Origin of the sequence: Phenylobacterium sp. (assembly GCF_030680185.1) — a bacterium.
In the GTDB taxonomy this organism is placed as follows: Bacteria; Pseudomonadota; Alphaproteobacteria; order Caulobacterales; family Caulobacteraceae; genus Phenylobacterium.
This window is the reverse complement of the sequence record NZ_JAUXVZ010000033.1, coordinates 1-16,402: the sequence shown is the minus strand read 5'-3', so window position 1 is coordinate 16,402 and position 16,402 is coordinate 1. Positions and strand designations below refer to the sequence as shown.

The window sequence follows — 16,402 nt, the reverse complement described above, 5'->3', positions numbered from 1 at the left end:
CTTCGGCTTCAACGCCCAGACCGAAGAATATGTCGACATGGTCCAGGCTGGCGTCATCGACCCGGCCAAGGTCGTCCGGACGGCTCTGCAGGACGCGGCTTCGGTCGCCGGCCTGCTGATCACCACCGAAGCGGCCATCGTCGAGGCGCCGAAGAAGAACGCGCCTGCCGGCGGCGGCATGCCCGACATGGGCGGCATGGGTGGCATGGACTTCTAAGTCCAGCCCTCCCAGGCTTTCTCAAGACGAGAAGGGCGGAGCCTCACGGCTCCGCCCTTTTTCTTTGCCCGCTCAGCGGCCCTTGTCGTCGCGGATGATCATGTGGCCGAGCCAGCTGGTCAGGCCGGTGACGATGGCGGCCACCAGGCCCGGCCACAGGCCATCGATGATGAAGCCGTCCAGCAGGACCGCCACCAGGCCGATCATCGCCGCATTCAGGATCAGCAGGAACAGGCCCAGCGTCATCAGGGTCAGCGGCAGGGTCAGGATGAACAGGATCGGCCGCAGGACGGCGTTGACCAGCCCCAGCAGGATGGCCGCCAGGATCAGGCTGGTCGTATCGGTGAAGGCCAACCCCGCCACCAGCATCGAAGACAGCCACAGGCCGATGGCGGCGAAGACGGCGCGGACGATGAACCTGGCCAGCATGTCGGCTCCTGCAGCAGGCGGCCTGGCGCCGCCGGATCGGCGGGCATAATCGCCGATGGCGTGAGCCCCGTCACCCTGCCGGCCCATTTTCGCCGCATACGCAGTTGAGAGCGTGGCCTTGGGCGGGCGGGACTGAGGATTTCCATGACACGACCCCTGATCATGCTGGCCCTGTGCGGCTTCTGGGCGAGCGCGGCGGCGGCGCAGACGCCCGCCGAATCTGGACCGGGTCGTGGGCCTGGCGGGCCGCCCGCGCGTCTGTTCATCAGTCCGTCCGGCGAGCCCTTTCGCGACGGCGATGGCCTGGCGGCCTGGTTCGCCGGCGCCGATCATGACGCCGACACCCTGCTGACCGGGCCCGAGTTCGAAGCCGACGCCGAGCGCTTCTTCGCCGTGGTGGACACCGACGGGGATGGGGTGATCGATGGCTTCGAGTCCCAGACCTATGAGCGCCAGATCGCCCCGGAGATCACACGCATGGGCGAAACCCGACCCGACGGCGCAGGACCTGGCGGACGGCCTGGGGCGGACGGCGAGCGGCCCCGCCGGCCCATGCTGGGGTTTGGCCGGGGCAAGCCTGAACCCGGCGTCCAGCGCCAGGGGGCGGCGCGCTATGGCCTGCTGAACGAGCCCCATCCGGTGCGAGGCGCCGACGCCGACCTGTCGGGGCGGGTCAGCAAGATCGAGTGGCGCAACGCAGCCGCCCGACGCTTCGACCTGCTGGACCTGGACGGCGACGGGGTGCTGACGCTGGACACCCTGCCGCCCCTGCCGGGCGCGCGGCCGCCGCGCTGAGGAAGGGCCTAAGCCTTCAGGCGCGGGCCAGGTCCACCTGGGGGATGGTTTCCGACAGACGGCCGCCCACACGGATCGGCTCCACCCGCCGCGCCAGGCCCGTGGCGTCGTCGGTCTCGACGAACACGCCGCAGACCGTGGCCGGCCCTTCGGCGGGCTTGTAGCGGCCGCCTGAGATGCGGGTGGTGAAGCGGCGCAGCGGCTCTTCCTTCTGGTTGCCGATCACGCTGTCATAGTCGGCGCACGCGCCGGCGTCGGTCTGATAGGCGGTGCCGCCGGGCAGGATCTGGCAGTCGGCGGTGGGCACGTGGGTGTGGGTGCCCACCACCAGGCTCGCCCGGCCGTCGCAGAAGTGGCCCATGGCCATCTTCTCGCTGGTGGCCTCGGCGTGCATGTCCACCAGAATGGCGTCCGACACCATGCCGAGCGGCGCCTTTTCCAGCTCCCGATCCACCGCCGAGAACGGGTCGTCGAGGGAATCCATGTGCACCCGGCCCAGCAGGTTGATCACCAGGATGCGCCGGCCAGACTCGGTTTCGAACAGATTGGCGCCGCAGCCCGGCGCATCGGCCAGGACCGAATAGTTCAGCGGCCGGATCAGGCGGGGCTCGCGGACGATATAGGTCAGCGCCTCCTTCTGGTCCCAGGAGTGATTGCCCAGCGTCAGGCAGTCGGCGCCGGCGTTGAACAGCTCGCGCGCCGTGTTTTCGGTGATCCCGAAACCAGCGGCGGCGTTCTCGGCGTTGATGACCACGAACTCGAGACCGAGCTGGCGGCGCAACATGGGTAGGTGGTCGGCGAGACCCTCGCGGCCGGACCGGCCGACGACATCTCCGAAAAAGGCGAAACGCATCAGGTCATCCTAGCGGACTTCGATCAGCCCGGCTTCCGTCAATATGGCGTCCAGCCGCTGATCGTGCGGCTCCAGCGGCAAGTCCTCGACCTCCTGCCCGGCATAGGCGTAGCCGAGAAGGAAGGGGCGGTGTTCTGCGCCCAGCGCCGCGATCGCCCGATCATAGACGCCCGCCCCCTGCCCCAGGCGCCCGCCCCGGCGATCAAAGGCCAGCAACGGCACGATCAGGGCGGTAGGCGACACCTGGGGCTGGTCGGCGAGCGGCGCGGGGATTCCGAAGGCGTCCGGCGACAGGGCCGCGCCTGGGGTCCAGGGCCGAAAGATCAGCGGCGCCTCCCGGCTCACAGCCGCCGGCAGGGCGAGGTTGACCCCGGCTTTGGCCAGCACGTTCATCAGCGGGGCGGGATCAAGCTCGGCGCCCTGGGCGATGTAGCCCGCCACTGGGCCGGTCCCCAGGCGTGCGAGCGGCGCATGGGCGGCGGCGCGGCTCGCGGCCTGGCTGTCAGCGGCGGCGAGCGCCAAGCGCAGGCTACGCATCTGCCGGCGCAGAACGGACTTCTGGTGGGAGACAAGGTTCACCGCCAGGCTCTTAGCCGAACCTAAGGCCTCTAGGGAAATTGTCGCAAGCTATTGGAGCCGGTGCGTTCGACGCCAAGGCTTTCCCGTTGGCGAGTTGGCGAGCGTTATCCGGCGGCTGGGTGGTGGATGCCCGATCCCTAACCTTATCGACCCCTAGCGGACGAAACGTTGCCAGAACCACAACACAATCAAGGCGAGCGGAACCAAGATTAAAGACTGGTTCACCCGAACATCCCACCGCACGGTCGGCAATTTATGGGGAGGGTAGTTGATTGGCCATTGCTTCGTTTCAATGGCCTCGGTCAGAATATTTGGGGTGATCGGTATCCGCTGCACACGCCGATAGGGAGGCGCAAAGAATAGTGCGCCAATATTCGTGCCTTCATCAGAGTGATGGAAATACCAGCGATAGTTCTGGCCATCGACCCCAAACCGCGCTGCGAAGCTGTCCATGAATTCGGATGCATCGTCGCCTTCTATGCCGAACCGCTCAAACAGATCGGCGTCGCCGTTGGTTGGAAGCTTCTCGCCGAGAAGTCCTTCAAACCATTCAGCTAGATGAAGGCCCGCATCGCTCATGCACCCTCGATACGCCAATGCGGCTCGATCCTAAAGCGAACCAACGACCGCTTGCCACCCAAAGCGGACTGACCCCGGAGAGAGCCACGGGCGCCCAGGGCAACCGCTAAACGATCAGGGAGCAAGGGTGGCGGCGCCGTGAGAACCGTGAAGGACGATTTTAATCCCCTCAGACCTGGATAACCAGGTGGGCGCCATGTGTCCGGGGCCACGGCGCCGGACAGGGACAGCTCCCTTTGAGACAATTAAGGTCGGAGGAATTAGGTTGCCTTCGACGTGAGCCACAGCAGACCCGCCGGGTCCTAAATTAGGGAGTCTGCGGCCCCACCACAAGCGGCATGAGACGATGGCCGCTTGGCGCCTATTCGGCGGCGAGCTTTTCGATGCGCTTGGCCGCGCCGTCCAGGGCCGCGACGGCCTTGGATTCGATGCGGGCCTGGTCCGATTGCAGCCGCGCCAGCTCGGCCTGGATGCTCGACATGCGGCTGCGGGAATCAGCCAGTTCGTCGGCCAGCAGCAGGGCGCCCATCAGGAACAGGCGCGTATCGGTCAGCTGGCCCATGTCCTGGGACACCGCCCGCACCTGACGGTCGAACAGCCGGGCCAGTTCGATCAGGTGGCCTTCCTGCCCGTCCTCGCAGCCCACCTGATAGGGGCGGCCGTTCACCTCGATGGTCACCTGGGCCATGGGTCAGTCCTCCCTCGATTCCGACCAGGGCGGCGAAGCGCCCTCGTCGTCGTCTACCGCCTCATCTCCGAACGGAAGGGCCGGCTCGTCCTCAGGTTCCGAGCCCTCGCCCTCCAGGGCCTCGCGGATCTCGACGATGGCGCGGCCCAGCGCCGCCGAGGCCTCGGCGCCGGCGCTCTCCAGCTCGTGCTGGCGGGCGCGGGCCTGGTCGAGATCAGCGGCCAGCCGGGCGCGATCCTGGTCGAACAGGCCGCCGGTGTCGGCGGCGTCGCGGCGCTTCATTTCGCCCAGGCGCTGTTCCAGCAGGGCGACGGCGCGCTCCAGCCGCTTTGCGGCCTGGTCGATGGCGCTTTCGCTTGCGGGATCACGGAACATTCAGGACTCCAGAGGTGTGACCGTTAATCTATAGACTGCGCCGGGCGCGGCCCGAAAGCGGCGCATTTCTTGACCGCCGCCCCGGTGCATGCGACCCCGCCAGCCTCTGCCCCCGCCCGATGACCTTTAAGACTTCCCGGAACGCCCATGCCCGCACAGCTCCAGACCATGGCCGACGCCATCCGTGTCCTCTCGATGGACGCCGTCCACCGCGCCAAGTCGGGGCACCAGGGGATGCCCATGGGCATGGCCGACGTGGCCGCCGTCCTGTGGTCCAAGTTCCTGAAGTATGACGCCGCGGCGCCCGACTGGGCCGACCGCGACCGCTTCGTGCTCTCGGCGGGCCATGGCTCGATGCTGATCTATTCGCTCCTGCACCTGACCGGGTTCGAAGACGTCACCATGGACGAGATCCGCAACTTCCGTCAGTGGGGCTCCAAGACCGCCGGCCATCCGGAATACGGCCACACGCCGGGCGTCGAGACCACCACCGGCCCCCTGGGCCAGGGCATCGCGACGGCCGTCGGCATGGCCATGGCGGAGCGTCACCTGGCGGGCCGCTTCGGCGATGATCTGGTCGATCACCGCACCTGGGTCGTGGCCGGCGACGGCTGCCTGATGGAGGGCGTCAGCCAGGAGGCCATCTCCATGGCCGGGCGCTTCAAGCTGCACAAGCTGACCGTCCTGTTCGACGACAACAACACCACCATCGACGGCGAGGCGACCATCGCCGAGACCGGCGACCAGATGGCTCGCTTCAAGGCCGCCGGCTGGGCGGTGAAGGCCGTGGACGGCCATGACTTCGGCAAGATCGCCGCGGCCCTGCGCTGGGCCACGCGGCAGGACAAGCCGACCATGATCGCCTGCAAGACCAAGATCTCTAAGGGCGCCGGCCGCAAGGAGGGCGACCCCCACAGCCACGGCTACACCCTGTTCGACGACGAGATCGCCGATTCCCGCGTGGCCCTGGGCTGGAGCCACGAGCCCTTCGTCATCCCCGACGAAGTCTACAAGCCCTGGCGCGCGGCCGGCCGGAAGGGCCGCAAGGTCCGCAAGAGCTGGGAGAAGGCGCTGGGCGCTTCGCCGCTGAAGGCCGAGTTCCAGCGGGCCATGGCCGGCGAACTGCCCGCGGACGCCTTCGCGCGCCTGGACGCCCACATCGCCGAGATGGCCAACACCGCGCCGGCCAACGCCACCCGGGTCCATTCCGGCGCGGCCCTGGAGCAGCTGGTCCCGGCGATCCCGGAAATGGTCGGCGGCTCGGCCGACCTGACCGGCTCCAACAACACCTTCGTCAAGGGCACGCCCGCCTTCGACGCGCCCGACTATGCCGGCCGCTATGTGCATTACGGCATCCGCGAGCACGGCATGGCCGCGGCCATGAACGGCATGGCCCTGCATGGGGGGGTCATCCCCTATTCCGGCACCTTCATGGTGTTCTCCGACTATAGCCGCCCGGCCATCCGGCTCGGCGCCCTGATGGGCGTGCGGGTGATCCATGTGATGACCCACGACTCCATCGGCCTGGGCGAAGACGGCCCCACCCACCAGCCGGTGGAGCACCTGGCCGCCCTGCGGGCCATGCCCAACCTCAACGTCTATCGCCCGGCCGATGCGGTGGAAGCCGCCGAGTGCTGGAAGCTGGCCCTGTCCACGCCCGCCACGCCCTCGATCATGGCCCTGTCGCGCCAGAAGGTCCCGGCCGCGCGGACCGAGCCTGCGGGCGAGAATCTGTCGGCCCGGGGCGCCTATGAGTTGCGCGCCGCTGACGGCGAGGCCAAGGCCACGATCTTCTCCACCGGCTCGGAGGTCTCCATCGCACTGGCGGCCCGCGACCTGCTGCAGGCCAAGGGCGTGCCGACCCGGGTGGTCTCAGTCCCCTGCTGGGAGCTGTTCTTCGCCCAGAGCCCCGAATACCGCGCCTCGGTGATCGGCAAGGCGCCGGTGCGCGCCGCGGTGGAAGCCGCCGTCAGCCAGGGCTGGGAGCGGTTCATCGGCGAGGACGGCGTCTTCGTCGGCATGAGCGGGTTCGGCGCCAGCGCCCCCTATGAGCGCCTGTACAAGGAGTTCGGCATCACCGCCGAGGCCCTGGCCGACGCCGTCGAGGCCAAGGTCTAGGCCCATGCGCCTGGGCACGCCGCTCTCGCCGGGCGCCCTGCGCGTCATGCTGCTGGGCTCGGGCGAGCTCGGCAAGGAGGTGGCCATCGAGCTGCAGCGGCTGGGCTGCGAGGTGATCGCCGTCGACCGCTACGCCGATGCGCCCGCCATGCAGGTGGCCCATCGCAGCCACGTCATCGCCATGACGGATGCGGCCGCCCTGCGCGCCCTGGTGGAGGCCGAGCGGCCCCATCTGATCGTGCCCGAGATCGAGGCCATCGCCACCGACGAGCTGGCGGCGATCGAGGCGTCGGGCCTTTCCGTCGTGATCCCCACGGCCCGGGCCGCCCAGCTGACCATGAACCGCGAGGGCATCCGGCGGCTGGCCGCCGAGGAGCTGGGGCTGGCCACCTCGCCCTACGCCTTCGCTTCGACCGAGGCCGAGCTGGCGGCGGGCGCTGCGGCGGTGGGCTATCCCTGCTTCGTCAAGCCGGTGATGTCATCCTCCGGCAAGGGCCAGTCCTATGTGGAGGACGCCGCAGGCGTCGCCGAGGCCTGGCGCTACGCCCTCGAAGGCGGCCGGGTCGAGCAGGCCCGGATGATCGTCGAGGGCCGCATCGATTTCGACTTCGAGATCACCCAGTTGACCGTGCGCGCCCGCGGGCCGGACGGCGAGCTGGCCACCCACTTCTGCGAACCCATCGGTCATCGCCAGGTCAAGGGCGACTATGTGGAGAGCTGGCAGCCGCAGGCCATGAGCCCGCTGGCCCTGAAGCGCGCCCGCGACATCTCTGGCCGCGTCACCGCAAGCCTGGGGGGCCTGGGCCTGTTCGGGGTCGAGCTGTTCGTGAAGGGCGACGAGGTCTGGTTCTCCGAGGTCAGCCCAAGGCCCCACGACACGGGCCTGGTGACGCTCGCCACCCAGGTGCAGAGCGAATTCGCCCTGCACGCCCGGGCGATCCTGGGCCTGCCGGTGGACGTGACCCTTCGCGAGCCCGGCGCCAGCGCAGTGATCTATGGCGGCATGGAGGCCCGCGGCGTGGCCTTCGAAGGTGTCGCCGAGGCCCTGGCCGTGCCAGGCGCGGACCTGCGGCTATTCGGCAAGCCCGAGGCCTTTGCGCGTCGGCGCATGGGCGTGGCGCTGGCTCGAGCTGCGACCATCGAGGCCGCCCGCGCCCGGGCGGTGGAGGCGGCGGCCAAGGTCCGGGTGGTCGCGGGGGACTAGGCGGTGGTCGAGGTTCGGCTGGCCCCGGTGGCGCTCGCGGAGAAGCCCGAGCTTCGCCGCCTCCTCGATCCTTACCTGATCGCCCATGCCGACATCGTCGACCCGGAGGGACGTCACGGCGATCCCACCGACTATCCCCATTTCGACGCCTACTGGACACAGGCCGAACGGCGGCCCTTCTGGATCAGCGTGGGCGATGATGCAGCGGGATTTGCGCTGGTGAACCGCTATTCGCCATCCGGCCTGGGGTGCGACGCCGCGGTCGCGGAGTTCTGCATCCTTCCGACATGGCGCCGCGCGGGGATAGGCCTGGCCGCCGCCCGCGCCGTCTTCGCCACGACACCGGGCCTCTGGGAGCTTCAGGTCTATGAGGCCACGGCGCCGGCCCTGGCCTTCTGGCCGCGGGCGATCGCTGCGGCCGGCGCTCACGAGGCGACGGAGATCTCCCTGGCGGATCGGCGCGTCTACCGCTTTCGCGTGGGTTGAAACCTGCGCCGGATCACATTCGCCCGCTGGTCGGACAGATCGGGCTCACTTCCCCTTGACTCCCGCGAGCGCGCCCGCACAAAACCCCTGCAAATCAATCGGAAATCACCGCCTACCGGCCCAGCAGCTCGCAGGAGACTCCCATCATGACCGTCCGCGTCGCCATCAACGGTTTCGGCCGCATCGGCAGGCTCGTCCTGCGCTCGATCATCGAGCATGGCCGCACCGACATCGAAGTGGTGGCGATCAACGACCTGGGGCCGGTGGAGACCAACGCCCACCTGCTGCGCTATGACAGCGTGCATGGCCGCTTCCCCGGCACGGTCACCGTGGACGGCGACACCATCGATGTGGGCCGCGGGCCGATCAAGGTGACGGCCATCCGCAACCCGGCCGAGCTGCCGCACAAGGAACTGGGCGTCGACATCGCCCTGGAATGCACCGGCCTGTTCACCACCAAGGAAAAGGCCAGCGCCCACCTGGAAGCCGGCGCCAAGCGCGTGCTGGTCAGCGCCCCTTGCGACAACGCCGACAAGACCATCGTCTTCGGCGTGAACCACGACGTCCTGACCAAGGACGACCTGGTGGTCTCCAACGCCTCGTGCACCACCAACTGCCTGGCCCCGATCGCCAAGGTGATCCACGACCTGTGCGGCATCGAGCGTGGCTACATGACCACGATCCATTCCTACACCGGCGACCAGCCGACCCTGGACACCATGCACAAGGACCTCTACCGCGGCCGCGCCGCGGCCATGTCCATGATCCCCACCTCCACCGGCGCGGCCAAGGCCGTCGGCCTGGTGCTGCCCGAGCTGGCCGGCAAGCTGGACGGCTCCTCGATCCGCGTGCCGACCCCCAATGTCTCGGTGGTCGACCTGAAGTTCGTGCCCGGCCGCAAGGTGACCAAGGACGAGATCAACGCCGCCCTGCAGGCCGCCGCCGACGGCGCCATGAAGGGCGTGCTGGAAACGTCCAACGACCCGCTGGTCTCCATCGACCTGAACCACATCGCCGCCTCCTCCACCGCGGCCCTGCCCCAGACCCAGGTGATCGAAGGCCAGCTCGGCCGGGTCCTGTCCTGGTATGACAACGAGTGGGGCTTCTCGACCCGGATGAGCGACACCGCGCTCGCCATGGCCAAGCTGATCTGATCGGCTGCCCGGACGTTCGCCCTCGAGGCCGATGCGCCCGGGTCCTGGCCCGGGCGCGGCCCGCCGCCCACGCCCTGACCGCTGGAAGCCGATGACCTTCAAGACCCTCGACGACGCCGACCTGAAGGGCCAGCGCGCCCTGGTGCGGGTGGACTTCAATGTGCCGATGCATGAGGGGGAGGTGTCCGACGACACCCGCCTTCAGGCTGCGGTCCCGACCATCCAGAAGCTGCGCCAGGGCGGCGCCAAGGTGGTGCTGCTCGCCCACTTCGACCGCCCGAAGGGCAAGGTCGTGCCATCGATGAGCCTGGAGCCCATCGTCCAGGCCCTGGCCAAGGTGCTCGGCGGGCCGGTGGCCTTCGCCGCCGACTGCGTCGGCGAGGCCGCCGCCGCTGCGGTGGACGCCCTGGAACCCGGCGACGTGCTGCTGCTGGAGAACGTCCGCTTCCACGCCGGCGAAGAGGGCAACGACCCCGCCTTCGCCAAGGCTCTGGCCGCCAATGGCGACCTTTATGTGAACGACGCCTTCTCGGCCGCGCACCGGGCCCACGCCTCCACCGAGGGCCTGGCCCACATTCTGCCCGCCTATGCCGGCGAGCAGATGCGCCTGGAACTGTCGGCTCTGGACAAGGCGCTGGGCAAGCCCGAGCGCCCGGTCCTCGGCATCGTCGGCGGCTCGAAGGTCTCGACCAAGCTCGACCTGCTCAGCCACCTGGTGACCAAGCTCGACAAGTTGGCCATCGGCGGCGGCATGGCCAACACCTTCCTCTACGCCCAGGGCCACGAGGTCGGCGCGTCCTACTGCGAGAAGGACATGGCCGAGACCGCCCGGGACATCATCCGCCTGGCCGGCCAGCACAACTGCAAGCTCTTCCTGCCCCTCGACATCGTGGTGGCCGAGAAGATGGCGCCGGGCGCGCCGGCGCGAGTCCGCACCCTGGGCGCCGTGGACGAGCACGAACGCATCCTCGACGCCGGTCCAGAGACGATTGAGCGTCTCTGCCGGGCGATGGACAATTCCAAGACCCTGATCTGGAACGGCCCGCTGGGCGTGTTCGAGATGCCGCCCTTCGACAAGGCGACCGTTTCAGCAGCGAAACACGCCGCCGAGCTGGTGAAATCAGGTCGACTGGTGGCTGTGGCCGGCGGGGGTGATACGGTGGCGGCCCTGAACGCAGCCGGCTGCGCGGAGGACTTCACCTTCGTCTCGACGGCCGGCGGCGCGTTCCTTGAATGGATGGAAGGCAAGACCCTGCCCGGTGTGGCGGCTCTGAGCCAGTAAGAGACAAGAAGAGAAACGGACGGATACCGCGATGGCCCGGATTACCCTGCGACAGCTTCTCGACCATGCCGCCGAGCACAGCTATGGCGTGCCGGCGTTCAACATCAACAATATGGAACAAGGCCTGGCGATCATGGAGGCGGCCAACGCCGTCAACGCGCCAGTCATCATCCAGGCCAGCCGCGGCGCGCGCTCCTACGCCAACGACATCGTGCTGAAGCACCTGATCGATGCGCTGGCCGAGATGTATCCGCACATCCCGATCTGCATGCATCAGGACCACGGGAACAACGAGGCCACCTGCGCCACGGCGATCCAGTTCGGCTTCACCTCGGTGATGATGGACGGCTCGCTGAAGGGCGACGGCAAGACGCCGGCCGACTACGACTACAACGTCAAGGTCACCCGCAACGTGGTGGACATGGCCCACTGGGTCGGCGCCTCGGTCGAGGGCGAGCTCGGCATCCTGGGCAGCCTGGAGACCGGCGAAGGCGAGAAGGAGGACGGCCACGGCTTCGAGGGCAAGCTGGACCACTCCCAGCTGCTGACCGATCCCGACCAGGCGGTCGAGTTCGTCAAGGCCACCGAGGTCGATGCGCTCGCCATCGCCATGGGCACCAGCCACGGCGCCTACAAGTTCACCCGCAAGCCGGACGGCGACGTCCTGGCCATGAACGTGATCGAGGAAATTCACCGCCGCCTGCCCAACACCCATCTGGTGATGCACGGCTCGTCCTCGGTGCCGCAGGACCTGCAGGACATCATCAACCAGTATGGCGGCCAGATGCCCCAGACCTGGGGCGTGCCGGTGGAAGAGATCCAGCGCGGCATCAAGCACGGCGTGCGCAAGATCAATATCGACACCGACAACCGGATGGCCATGACCGGCGCCATCCGCAAGGTGTTCGCCGAGAACCCCGGCGAGTTCGACCCGCGCAAGTATCTGAAGCCCGCCATGGACGCCATGAGCGTCGTGGTGCGCCAGCGCTTCGAAGAGTTCGGCACGGCCGGCTGGGCCGACAAGATCAAGCCGCTGCCGCTCTCGGTCATGGCCAAGCGCTATGCCGCCGGCGAGCTGAATCCGAAGATCGGCGTCACCCGCCAGGCCGCCGAATAGGCGAGCCGACAGGCCCAGAAACGCAGAAGGCCGGCCAGGACACCCTGACCGGCCTTTTTCGTCTGTCTGATCCGAAGGTGTTTAGCCTTCCATGTCGCCCATGGCGCTCTGCATGTAATTGGCCTCGCCCAGGGACTTCAGCAGCATCAGCTGGGTTTCGAGATAGTCGATGTGCTCCTCGGTATCGCTGAGGATCTCCCGCAGCAGTTCGCGCGACACATAGTCGGCGACGCTCTCGCAGAGCTTGATGCCTTCGATCAGGGTCACACGGCCGCCGGTCTCGACGGCGAGGTCGGACTCCAGGCATTCGCCGACGCTCTCGCCGACCTTCAGCTTGTGCAGGTCCTGCAGATTGGGCAGGCCCTCAAGGAAGAGGATGCGGTTGATCAGCTTGTCGGCATGCTTCATCTCGCCGATCGACTCTTCATAGACGATCTTGCCCAGACGGCGCAGACCCCAGTTCTCGAACATGCGCGCGTGCAGGAAATACTGGTTCACCGCAGTCAGCTCATTGGTGAGCACTGCGTTGAGCAGTCGAATAATTGCCTTGTCGCCCTGCATAGGGGGCTCCTTTCCTCACGTCACAAACAGATTTGCGCGCAACCTCATGCGAGGACCGCCTGGTGTCAAAGCCTATGTTTGCAAGTGATTTGCGCTGGCGAAGAAAGTCGTCCGGCGCGGGGAGACGGCCTGCCTATTCGGCGGCGTAGCGCAGGGCTTCGCGCTGTTCCTGCAGATACTCGCGCATGTCGCAGACGCAGCGCGCGCACTGGGGCTTGGCGTCATAGGCCTTGAAGATTTCCGACGGGCGGCTGGCGCCGGCGGCGACCGCGGCGCGGACTTCGCGTTCGCGAATACCGTTGCAATTACAAACGTACACGAGCGGTGCGACTCCCCAAGCGACGGATCGATATCTAGCAGATGCGAACGTGCTTGCAAATCATTTGCAGCTTGAACGCCGCCTTTTGGCGCGACCGTATGTCGCGCGGCCGCGACTTGGTCTGCAGCCCTCTTAGGCGCAAGAGTCCCACCACCGCGACTGCCGCCTGGGGAGTGAGACCAGATGGACTTCGACGCGCTGCTCCTGTCGCGAATCCAGTTCGCGTTCACGATTGCGTTTCACATCATCTTTCCAAGCTTCACCATTGGACTTGCGAGTTACCTCGCCGTCCTTGAGGGGCTTTGGCTCACGACCCGAAACGAGACCTTCAAGACCCTCTATCTGTTCTGGGTGAAGGTGTTCGCCATCTCGTTCGGCATGGGCGTGGTGAGCGGCGTGGTGATGAGCTACCAGCTCGGCACCAACTGGAGCGTCTTCTCCGCGGTGGCCGGCCCGGTGATCGGACCGCTCTTCGCCTTCGAGGTCCTGGCCGCCTTCTTCCTGGAGGCGAGCTTCCTGGGTGTCATGCTGTTCGGCTGGAAGAAGGTGGGGCCGGGCCTCCACTTCGCCTCCACCGTCCTGGTGGCTTTCGGCACGCTCACCTCGGCCTTCTGGATCATCTCGGCCAACAGCTGGATGCAGAGCCCTTCGGGGTTCGCCGGCACGCTCGAAGAGGGTCTGGTGGCGGTGAACTGGCTGCAGGTGATCTTCTCGCCGACCTTCCCCGAGCGTCTGGCCCACATGGTGCTGGCGGCCTATCTGACCACCGCCCTTGTGGTGGCCGCAGCCAGCGCCTACCGGCTGCTGCGAGACGCCACCGAGCCGGAATCGGCCATGGCGCTGAAGATGGCGATCGGCATGCTGGCCATCGTCGCCCCCCTGCAGCTGCTGGTGGGCGACCTGTCGGGCAAGGACGTCATGCATCACCAGCCGGCCAAGCTGGCTGCCATCGAGGCCTTCTGGGAGACCCGCACCGAGCAGGCCTTCCATATCGCCGCCTGGCCGGACCGTGAGATCGAGGGCAATCACTGGGAGCTCTCCATCCCCAAGCTCGGCAGCCTGATCACCGCCGGCTCGACCGAGGCCGAGGTTCAGGGGCTCAAGGCCTTCGCGCCCGAGGATCGCCCGCCGGTCTTCATCGTCTTCTGGGCCTTCCGGCTCATGGTGGGTCTCGGCCTGGCCATGATCGCCCTGGGCTTCTGGGGCGCCTGGCTGGCCTGGCGCGGACGCATCGCGCGCAGCCCCGCCTTCCTGCGCGCCTGTGTCGCCATGGGGCCGGCCGGGTTCGTCGCCGTGATCTCCGGCTGGATCGTCGCCGAGGTTGGCCGCCAGCCCTATGTCATCTACGGAATTCTGCGCACGGAGGACGCCGTTTCGCCCATCGGCGCCGGCTCAGTGTCGGCCTCGCTGCTGGCCTTCCTGGTGGTCTATGCGATCGTCTTCAGCGTCGGCGCCCTCTACATTCTGCGGATGCTGGCCGAAGGGCCGCTGGCCGGCGCCCATGAGGCCCCGCCCACGCAGGACCGGCCGCCCGGCTGGGCCTTGGGGGCGGCGCCAGAGAACCCCGGCGAAGCCAACCCCCGGGAGGACCGCTGATGGACCTCGACCTGCCGCTCATCTGGGCCGGCATCATCGCGTTGGCGGTGCTGCTCTATGTGATGCTCGACGGCTTCGACCTCGGCATTGGCATCCTGTTTCCCTTCGCCCGCTCGCCCCGCGACCGCGACACGATGATGAACACCATCGCCCCCTTCTGGGACGGCAACGAGACCTGGCTGGTGCTGGGCGGCGGCGGGCTCTTCGCCGCCTTTCCGCTGGCCTATGCGGTCATCATGCCGGCGCTCTACATCCCCATCCTGCTGATGATGATGGCCCTGATCCTGCGCGGCGTGGCCTTCGAATTCCGCGCCCGGGGACGGACGCGGGGCAAGGCCTTCTGGACCGCCGCCTTCGCCGGCGGCTCGACCGTGGCCGCGCTCGCCCAGGGCCTGGTGCTGGGGGGCTTCATCCAGGGCGTGACCCTGGAGGGCGAGGCCTTCGGCGGCGGCGCCTTCGACTGGCTGACCCCCTACACCCTGCTGGTGGCTGTGGGCCTGACCGCCGGCTACACCCTGCTAGGCTCCACCTGGCTCATCTGGCGCACCGAGGATGATCTGCACGGCGACGCCCGGCGGTGGGCCTGGAAGGCCGTGATCGCCAGCGCCGCCCTGCTGGCGGTGGTCAGCGTCGCGACCCTGTTCGTTCATCCGCTGGTGGCCATCCGCTGGGGCTTCGAGGACGGCGCCTTTGATTTCGCCCGCCTGGGCCTGCTCTCGCCCATTCCGCTCCTGGGGCTGGCCGGCCTGGCCCTAGTCGTGCGGGGGCTCGCCAGCGGCGGTCATGTGGCGCCCTTCCTCGGCGCGCTGACCGTCTTCGTCTCGGGCTATCTGGGTCTGGCGGTCGGCTTCTTCCCCAACATCGTCCCCTATGACCTGACCTTCCGCCAGGCGGCCTCGGCGGAGAATGCGCTCGGCCTGATGCTGGTTGGGGTGGCGATCCTGCTGCCGGTGATCCTGGCCTACACCGTCTGGGTCTACTGGGTCTTCCGCGGCAAGGTGGGCGCCGATGCCGGATATCATTGAGGGACCGCCAGACGCCGACGCCCCCCGGCGGCCTCTGACGCGGCGCCTCGCCTGGTTCGTCGTCCTGGCCCTGGCCGGGATGGCGGCCACCGGCGTGGTCGCCTACAGCCTGCGCGCCCTGCTCGGCCTGGAATGAGCCCCCTCCCCTTCGCCCCGGCGTGGGGCTAGAAGCGGGTCATGACCACGCCCCCCGATTGCCGCCTCTATCTGATCACGCCGCCCGCCCTCGACGATCTGGCGGCCTTTGGCCGCACCCTGGCCGAGACCCTGGACGCGGGCGACGTCGCCGCCCTGCAGATCCGGCTGAAGGGCGCCCCCGACGAGGTGATCGCCGCGGCCGTGGACGTGATCCTGCCGATCGCCCACAGCCGGGACGTGGCCGTGATCCTCAACGACCGCCCGGATCTCGCCGCCGCCCTGAAATGCGACGGGGTCCATGTGGGGCAGGACGATCCCCCCTGTCGCGAAGCCCGCAGGATCATGGGCAAGGACGCCATGATCGGCGTCACCTGTCATGACAGCCGCCACCTGGCGATGGAGGCCGCCGAGGCCGGCGCCGACTATGTGGCCTTCGGCGCCTTCTTTCCCACGACCACCAAGGACGCGCCGACCCGGGCCGAGCCCGAACTGCTGACCATCTGGCAGGAGTCCATGGAGGTCCCCTGCGTGGCCATCGGCGGAATCACCGCCGACAACGCCGAGGGCCTGGTCGCCGCAGGCGCGGACTTCCTGGCCGTCTCGGCCGGGGTCTGGGCCCATTCCGAGGGACCGGCCGCCGCCGTCCGGGCGCTGAACGCCGCCATCGCCCGCGGCCTCGCCGCCCGAGCCCAGGCGCAAGCCTAGGCGCCGCGCGACACCCCGCCTTGCCATAAGACGGCGTGGCTACTAGGTTCCGCCGCCCATTTCCCGCCCGAGCGCCGACCACCGCCGCCCGTCCCTTGCGCGCACTGGAACAGACCGTGGCCACGCAAACCGCACTTCTGAAAGTCATGTCCGACGCCGCCCGCAAGGCCGCGCGCGGGCTC

General features: G+C 68.2%; 19 protein-coding genes, 1 other RNA gene and 1 pseudogene. 12 read left to right on the top strand and 9 right to left on the bottom strand.

Annotated elements, in window-relative coordinates:
• Positions 1-217: pseudogene (groEL, locus tag Q8L83_RS07875) on the top strand (chaperonin GroEL); the annotation flags it as partial.
• A gap of 72 nt (positions 218-289) precedes the next feature.
• Here groEL and Q8L83_RS07870 read toward each other — a convergent pair.
• The gene (locus Q8L83_RS07870) at positions 290-643 is read right to left on the bottom strand and encodes a phage holin family protein (protein WP_305285774.1); all 354 of its coding nucleotides are present in this window, start codon (positions 641-643) and stop codon (positions 290-292) included.
• A gap of 147 nt (positions 644-790) precedes the next feature.
• Here Q8L83_RS07870 and Q8L83_RS07865 point away from each other — a divergent pair, with 147 nt between their 5' ends.
• A complete protein-coding gene (locus Q8L83_RS07865) occupies positions 791-1,441 on the top strand; it encodes a hypothetical protein (RefSeq protein WP_305285772.1) in 651 nt (216 codons plus the stop codon).
• A gap of 16 nt (positions 1,442-1,457) precedes the next feature.
• Here Q8L83_RS07865 and Q8L83_RS07860 read toward each other — a convergent pair whose 3' ends face one another.
• From Q8L83_RS07860 to Q8L83_RS07835, 6 genes are all read right to left on the bottom strand, one after another.
• The gene (locus Q8L83_RS07860) at positions 1,458-2,294 is read right to left on the bottom strand and encodes a TIGR00282 family metallophosphoesterase (RefSeq protein ID WP_300579285.1); all 837 of its coding nucleotides are present in this window, start codon (positions 2,292-2,294) and stop codon (positions 1,458-1,460) included.
• Between the two features lie 9 nt (positions 2,295-2,303).
• On the bottom strand, positions 2,304-2,873 hold the full coding sequence (locus tag Q8L83_RS07855; protein WP_305285771.1) for a 5-formyltetrahydrofolate cyclo-ligase: 570 nt from the start codon (positions 2,871-2,873) through the stop codon (positions 2,304-2,306).
• A 153-nt stretch (positions 2,874-3,026) separates the two neighbouring features.
• Complete coding sequence (locus Q8L83_RS07850) at positions 3,027-3,452, bottom strand: DUF1493 family protein (RefSeq protein WP_305285770.1); 426 nt, start codon at positions 3,450-3,452, stop codon at positions 3,027-3,029.
• A gap of 130 nt (positions 3,453-3,582) precedes the next feature.
• A non-coding RNA gene (ssrS, locus tag Q8L83_RS07845) (6S RNA) lies at positions 3,583-3,745 on the bottom strand.
• A 68-nt stretch (positions 3,746-3,813) separates the two neighbouring features.
• Complete coding sequence (locus tag Q8L83_RS07840) at positions 3,814-4,140, bottom strand: cell division protein ZapA (RefSeq protein WP_305285769.1); 327 nt, start codon at positions 4,138-4,140, stop codon at positions 3,814-3,816.
• A 3-nt stretch (positions 4,141-4,143) separates the two neighbouring features.
• On the bottom strand, positions 4,144-4,515 hold the full coding sequence (locus tag Q8L83_RS07835) for a DUF4164 family protein (protein WP_305285768.1): 372 nt from the start codon (positions 4,513-4,515) through the stop codon (positions 4,144-4,146).
• A 147-nt stretch (positions 4,516-4,662) separates the two neighbouring features.
• Here Q8L83_RS07835 and tkt point away from each other — a divergent pair, with 147 nt between their 5' ends.
• The 6 genes from tkt to fba all read left to right on the top strand — a co-directional run bounded on the left by tkt (position 4,663) and on the right by fba (position 11,876).
• Positions 4,663-6,633: a transketolase gene (gene tkt, locus Q8L83_RS07830; RefSeq protein WP_305285767.1), complete on the top strand. Its 1,971-nt coding sequence runs from the start codon at positions 4,663-4,665 to the stop codon at positions 6,631-6,633.
• 4 nt (positions 6,634-6,637) lie between these two features.
• Positions 6,638-7,837 (top strand): formate-dependent phosphoribosylglycinamide formyltransferase, encoded by a 1,200-nt coding sequence (gene purT, locus Q8L83_RS07825; RefSeq protein ID WP_305285766.1) that lies wholly within the window; start codon positions 6,638-6,640, stop codon positions 7,835-7,837.
• Positions 7,838-7,840: 3 nt separating this feature from the next.
• On the top strand, positions 7,841-8,323 hold the full coding sequence (locus Q8L83_RS07820; protein WP_305285765.1) for a GNAT family N-acetyltransferase: 483 nt from the start codon (positions 7,841-7,843) through the stop codon (positions 8,321-8,323).
• A 146-nt stretch (positions 8,324-8,469) separates the two neighbouring features.
• Positions 8,470-9,477 carry a type I glyceraldehyde-3-phosphate dehydrogenase gene (gap, locus tag Q8L83_RS07815; RefSeq protein ID WP_305285764.1) on the top strand — a complete coding sequence of 336 codons (1,008 nt, stop codon included), beginning with the start codon at positions 8,470-8,472 and terminating at the stop codon, positions 9,475-9,477.
• A gap of 91 nt (positions 9,478-9,568) precedes the next feature.
• Entirely contained in the window at positions 9,569-10,759 is a 1,191-nt protein-coding gene (pgk, locus tag Q8L83_RS07810; protein WP_305285763.1) for a phosphoglycerate kinase, read from the top strand.
• A 31-nt stretch (positions 10,760-10,790) separates the two neighbouring features.
• Positions 10,791-11,876, top strand: a complete 1,086-nt coding sequence (gene fba / locus Q8L83_RS07805; protein ID WP_305285762.1) for a class II fructose-bisphosphate aldolase — start codon at positions 10,791-10,793, stop codon at positions 11,874-11,876.
• An 81-nt stretch (positions 11,877-11,957) separates the two neighbouring features.
• Here fba and bfr read toward each other — a convergent pair whose 3' ends face one another.
• Together bfr and Q8L83_RS07795 are read right to left on the bottom strand one after the other, a co-directional pair.
• Positions 11,958-12,437 (bottom strand): bacterioferritin, encoded by a 480-nt coding sequence (bfr, locus tag Q8L83_RS07800; RefSeq protein ID WP_305285761.1) that lies wholly within the window; start codon positions 12,435-12,437, stop codon positions 11,958-11,960.
• 133 nt (positions 12,438-12,570) lie between these two features.
• Complete coding sequence (locus Q8L83_RS07795) at positions 12,571-12,756, bottom strand: bacterioferritin-associated ferredoxin (protein ID WP_305285760.1); 186 nt, start codon at positions 12,754-12,756, stop codon at positions 12,571-12,573.
• Between the two features lie 183 nt (positions 12,757-12,939).
• On the opposite strand from Q8L83_RS07795, the gene Q8L83_RS07790 reads away from it, so the two are divergent.
• The 4 genes from Q8L83_RS07790 to thiE are packed head-to-tail and all read left to right on the top strand — an operon-like array spanning position 12,940 to position 16,220.
• A complete protein-coding gene (locus tag Q8L83_RS07790; protein ID WP_305285759.1) occupies positions 12,940-14,352 on the top strand; it encodes a cytochrome ubiquinol oxidase subunit I in 1,413 nt (470 codons plus the stop codon).
• On the top strand, positions 14,352-15,377 hold the full coding sequence (cydB, locus tag Q8L83_RS07785; protein ID WP_305285758.1) for a cytochrome d ubiquinol oxidase subunit II: 1,026 nt from the start codon (positions 14,352-14,354) through the stop codon (positions 15,375-15,377). Before Q8L83_RS07790 ends, cydB begins: the two co-directional genes overlap by 1 nt.
• On the top strand, positions 15,361-15,513 hold the full coding sequence (locus Q8L83_RS07780; protein ID WP_305285757.1) for a hypothetical protein: 153 nt from the start codon (positions 15,361-15,363) through the stop codon (positions 15,511-15,513). Before cydB ends, Q8L83_RS07780 begins: the two co-directional genes overlap by 17 nt.
• Positions 15,514-15,554: 41 nt before the next feature.
• Positions 15,555-16,220 (top strand): thiamine phosphate synthase, encoded by a 666-nt coding sequence (gene thiE, locus Q8L83_RS07775; protein WP_305285756.1) that lies wholly within the window; start codon positions 15,555-15,557, stop codon positions 16,218-16,220.
• The last annotated feature ends 182 nt before the right edge of the window (positions 16,221-16,402 follow it).

Coding starts and splice junctions, on each gene's coding strand:
- Q8L83_RS07865 (WP_305285772.1), top strand. CDS start 791: ATGACACGACCCCTGATCATGCTGGCCCTGTGCGGCTTCTGGGCGAGC.
- bfr (WP_305285761.1), bottom strand. CDS start 12,437: ATGCAGGGCGACAAGGCAATTATTCGACTGCTCAACGCAGTGCTCACC.
- gap (WP_305285764.1), top strand. CDS start 8,470: ATGACCGTCCGCGTCGCCATCAACGGTTTCGGCCGCATCGGCAGGCTC.
- Q8L83_RS07840 (WP_305285769.1), bottom strand. CDS start 4,140: ATGGCCCAGGTGACCATCGAGGTGAACGGCCGCCCCTATCAGGTGGGC.
- tkt (WP_305285767.1), top strand. CDS start 4,663: ATGCCCGCACAGCTCCAGACCATGGCCGACGCCATCCGTGTCCTCTCG.
- Q8L83_RS07780 (WP_305285757.1), top strand. CDS start 15,361: ATGCCGGATATCATTGAGGGACCGCCAGACGCCGACGCCCCCCGGCGG.
- Q8L83_RS07835 (WP_305285768.1), bottom strand. CDS start 4,515: ATGTTCCGTGATCCCGCAAGCGAAAGCGCCATCGACCAGGCCGCAAAG.
- fba (WP_305285762.1), top strand. CDS start 10,791: ATGGCCCGGATTACCCTGCGACAGCTTCTCGACCATGCCGCCGAGCAC.
- Q8L83_RS07860 (WP_300579285.1), bottom strand. CDS start 2,294: ATGCGTTTCGCCTTTTTCGGAGATGTCGTCGGCCGGTCCGGCCGCGAG.
- Q8L83_RS07850 (WP_305285770.1), bottom strand. CDS start 3,452: ATGAGCGATGCGGGCCTTCATCTAGCTGAATGGTTTGAAGGACTTCTC.
- Q8L83_RS07790 (WP_305285759.1), top strand. CDS start 12,940: ATGGACTTCGACGCGCTGCTCCTGTCGCGAATCCAGTTCGCGTTCACG.
- thiE (WP_305285756.1), top strand. CDS start 15,555: ATGACCACGCCCCCCGATTGCCGCCTCTATCTGATCACGCCGCCCGCC.
- pgk (WP_305285763.1), top strand. CDS start 9,569: ATGACCTTCAAGACCCTCGACGACGCCGACCTGAAGGGCCAGCGCGCC.
- cydB (WP_305285758.1), top strand. CDS start 14,352: ATGGACCTCGACCTGCCGCTCATCTGGGCCGGCATCATCGCGTTGGCG.
- purT (WP_305285766.1), top strand. CDS start 6,638: ATGCGCCTGGGCACGCCGCTCTCGCCGGGCGCCCTGCGCGTCATGCTG.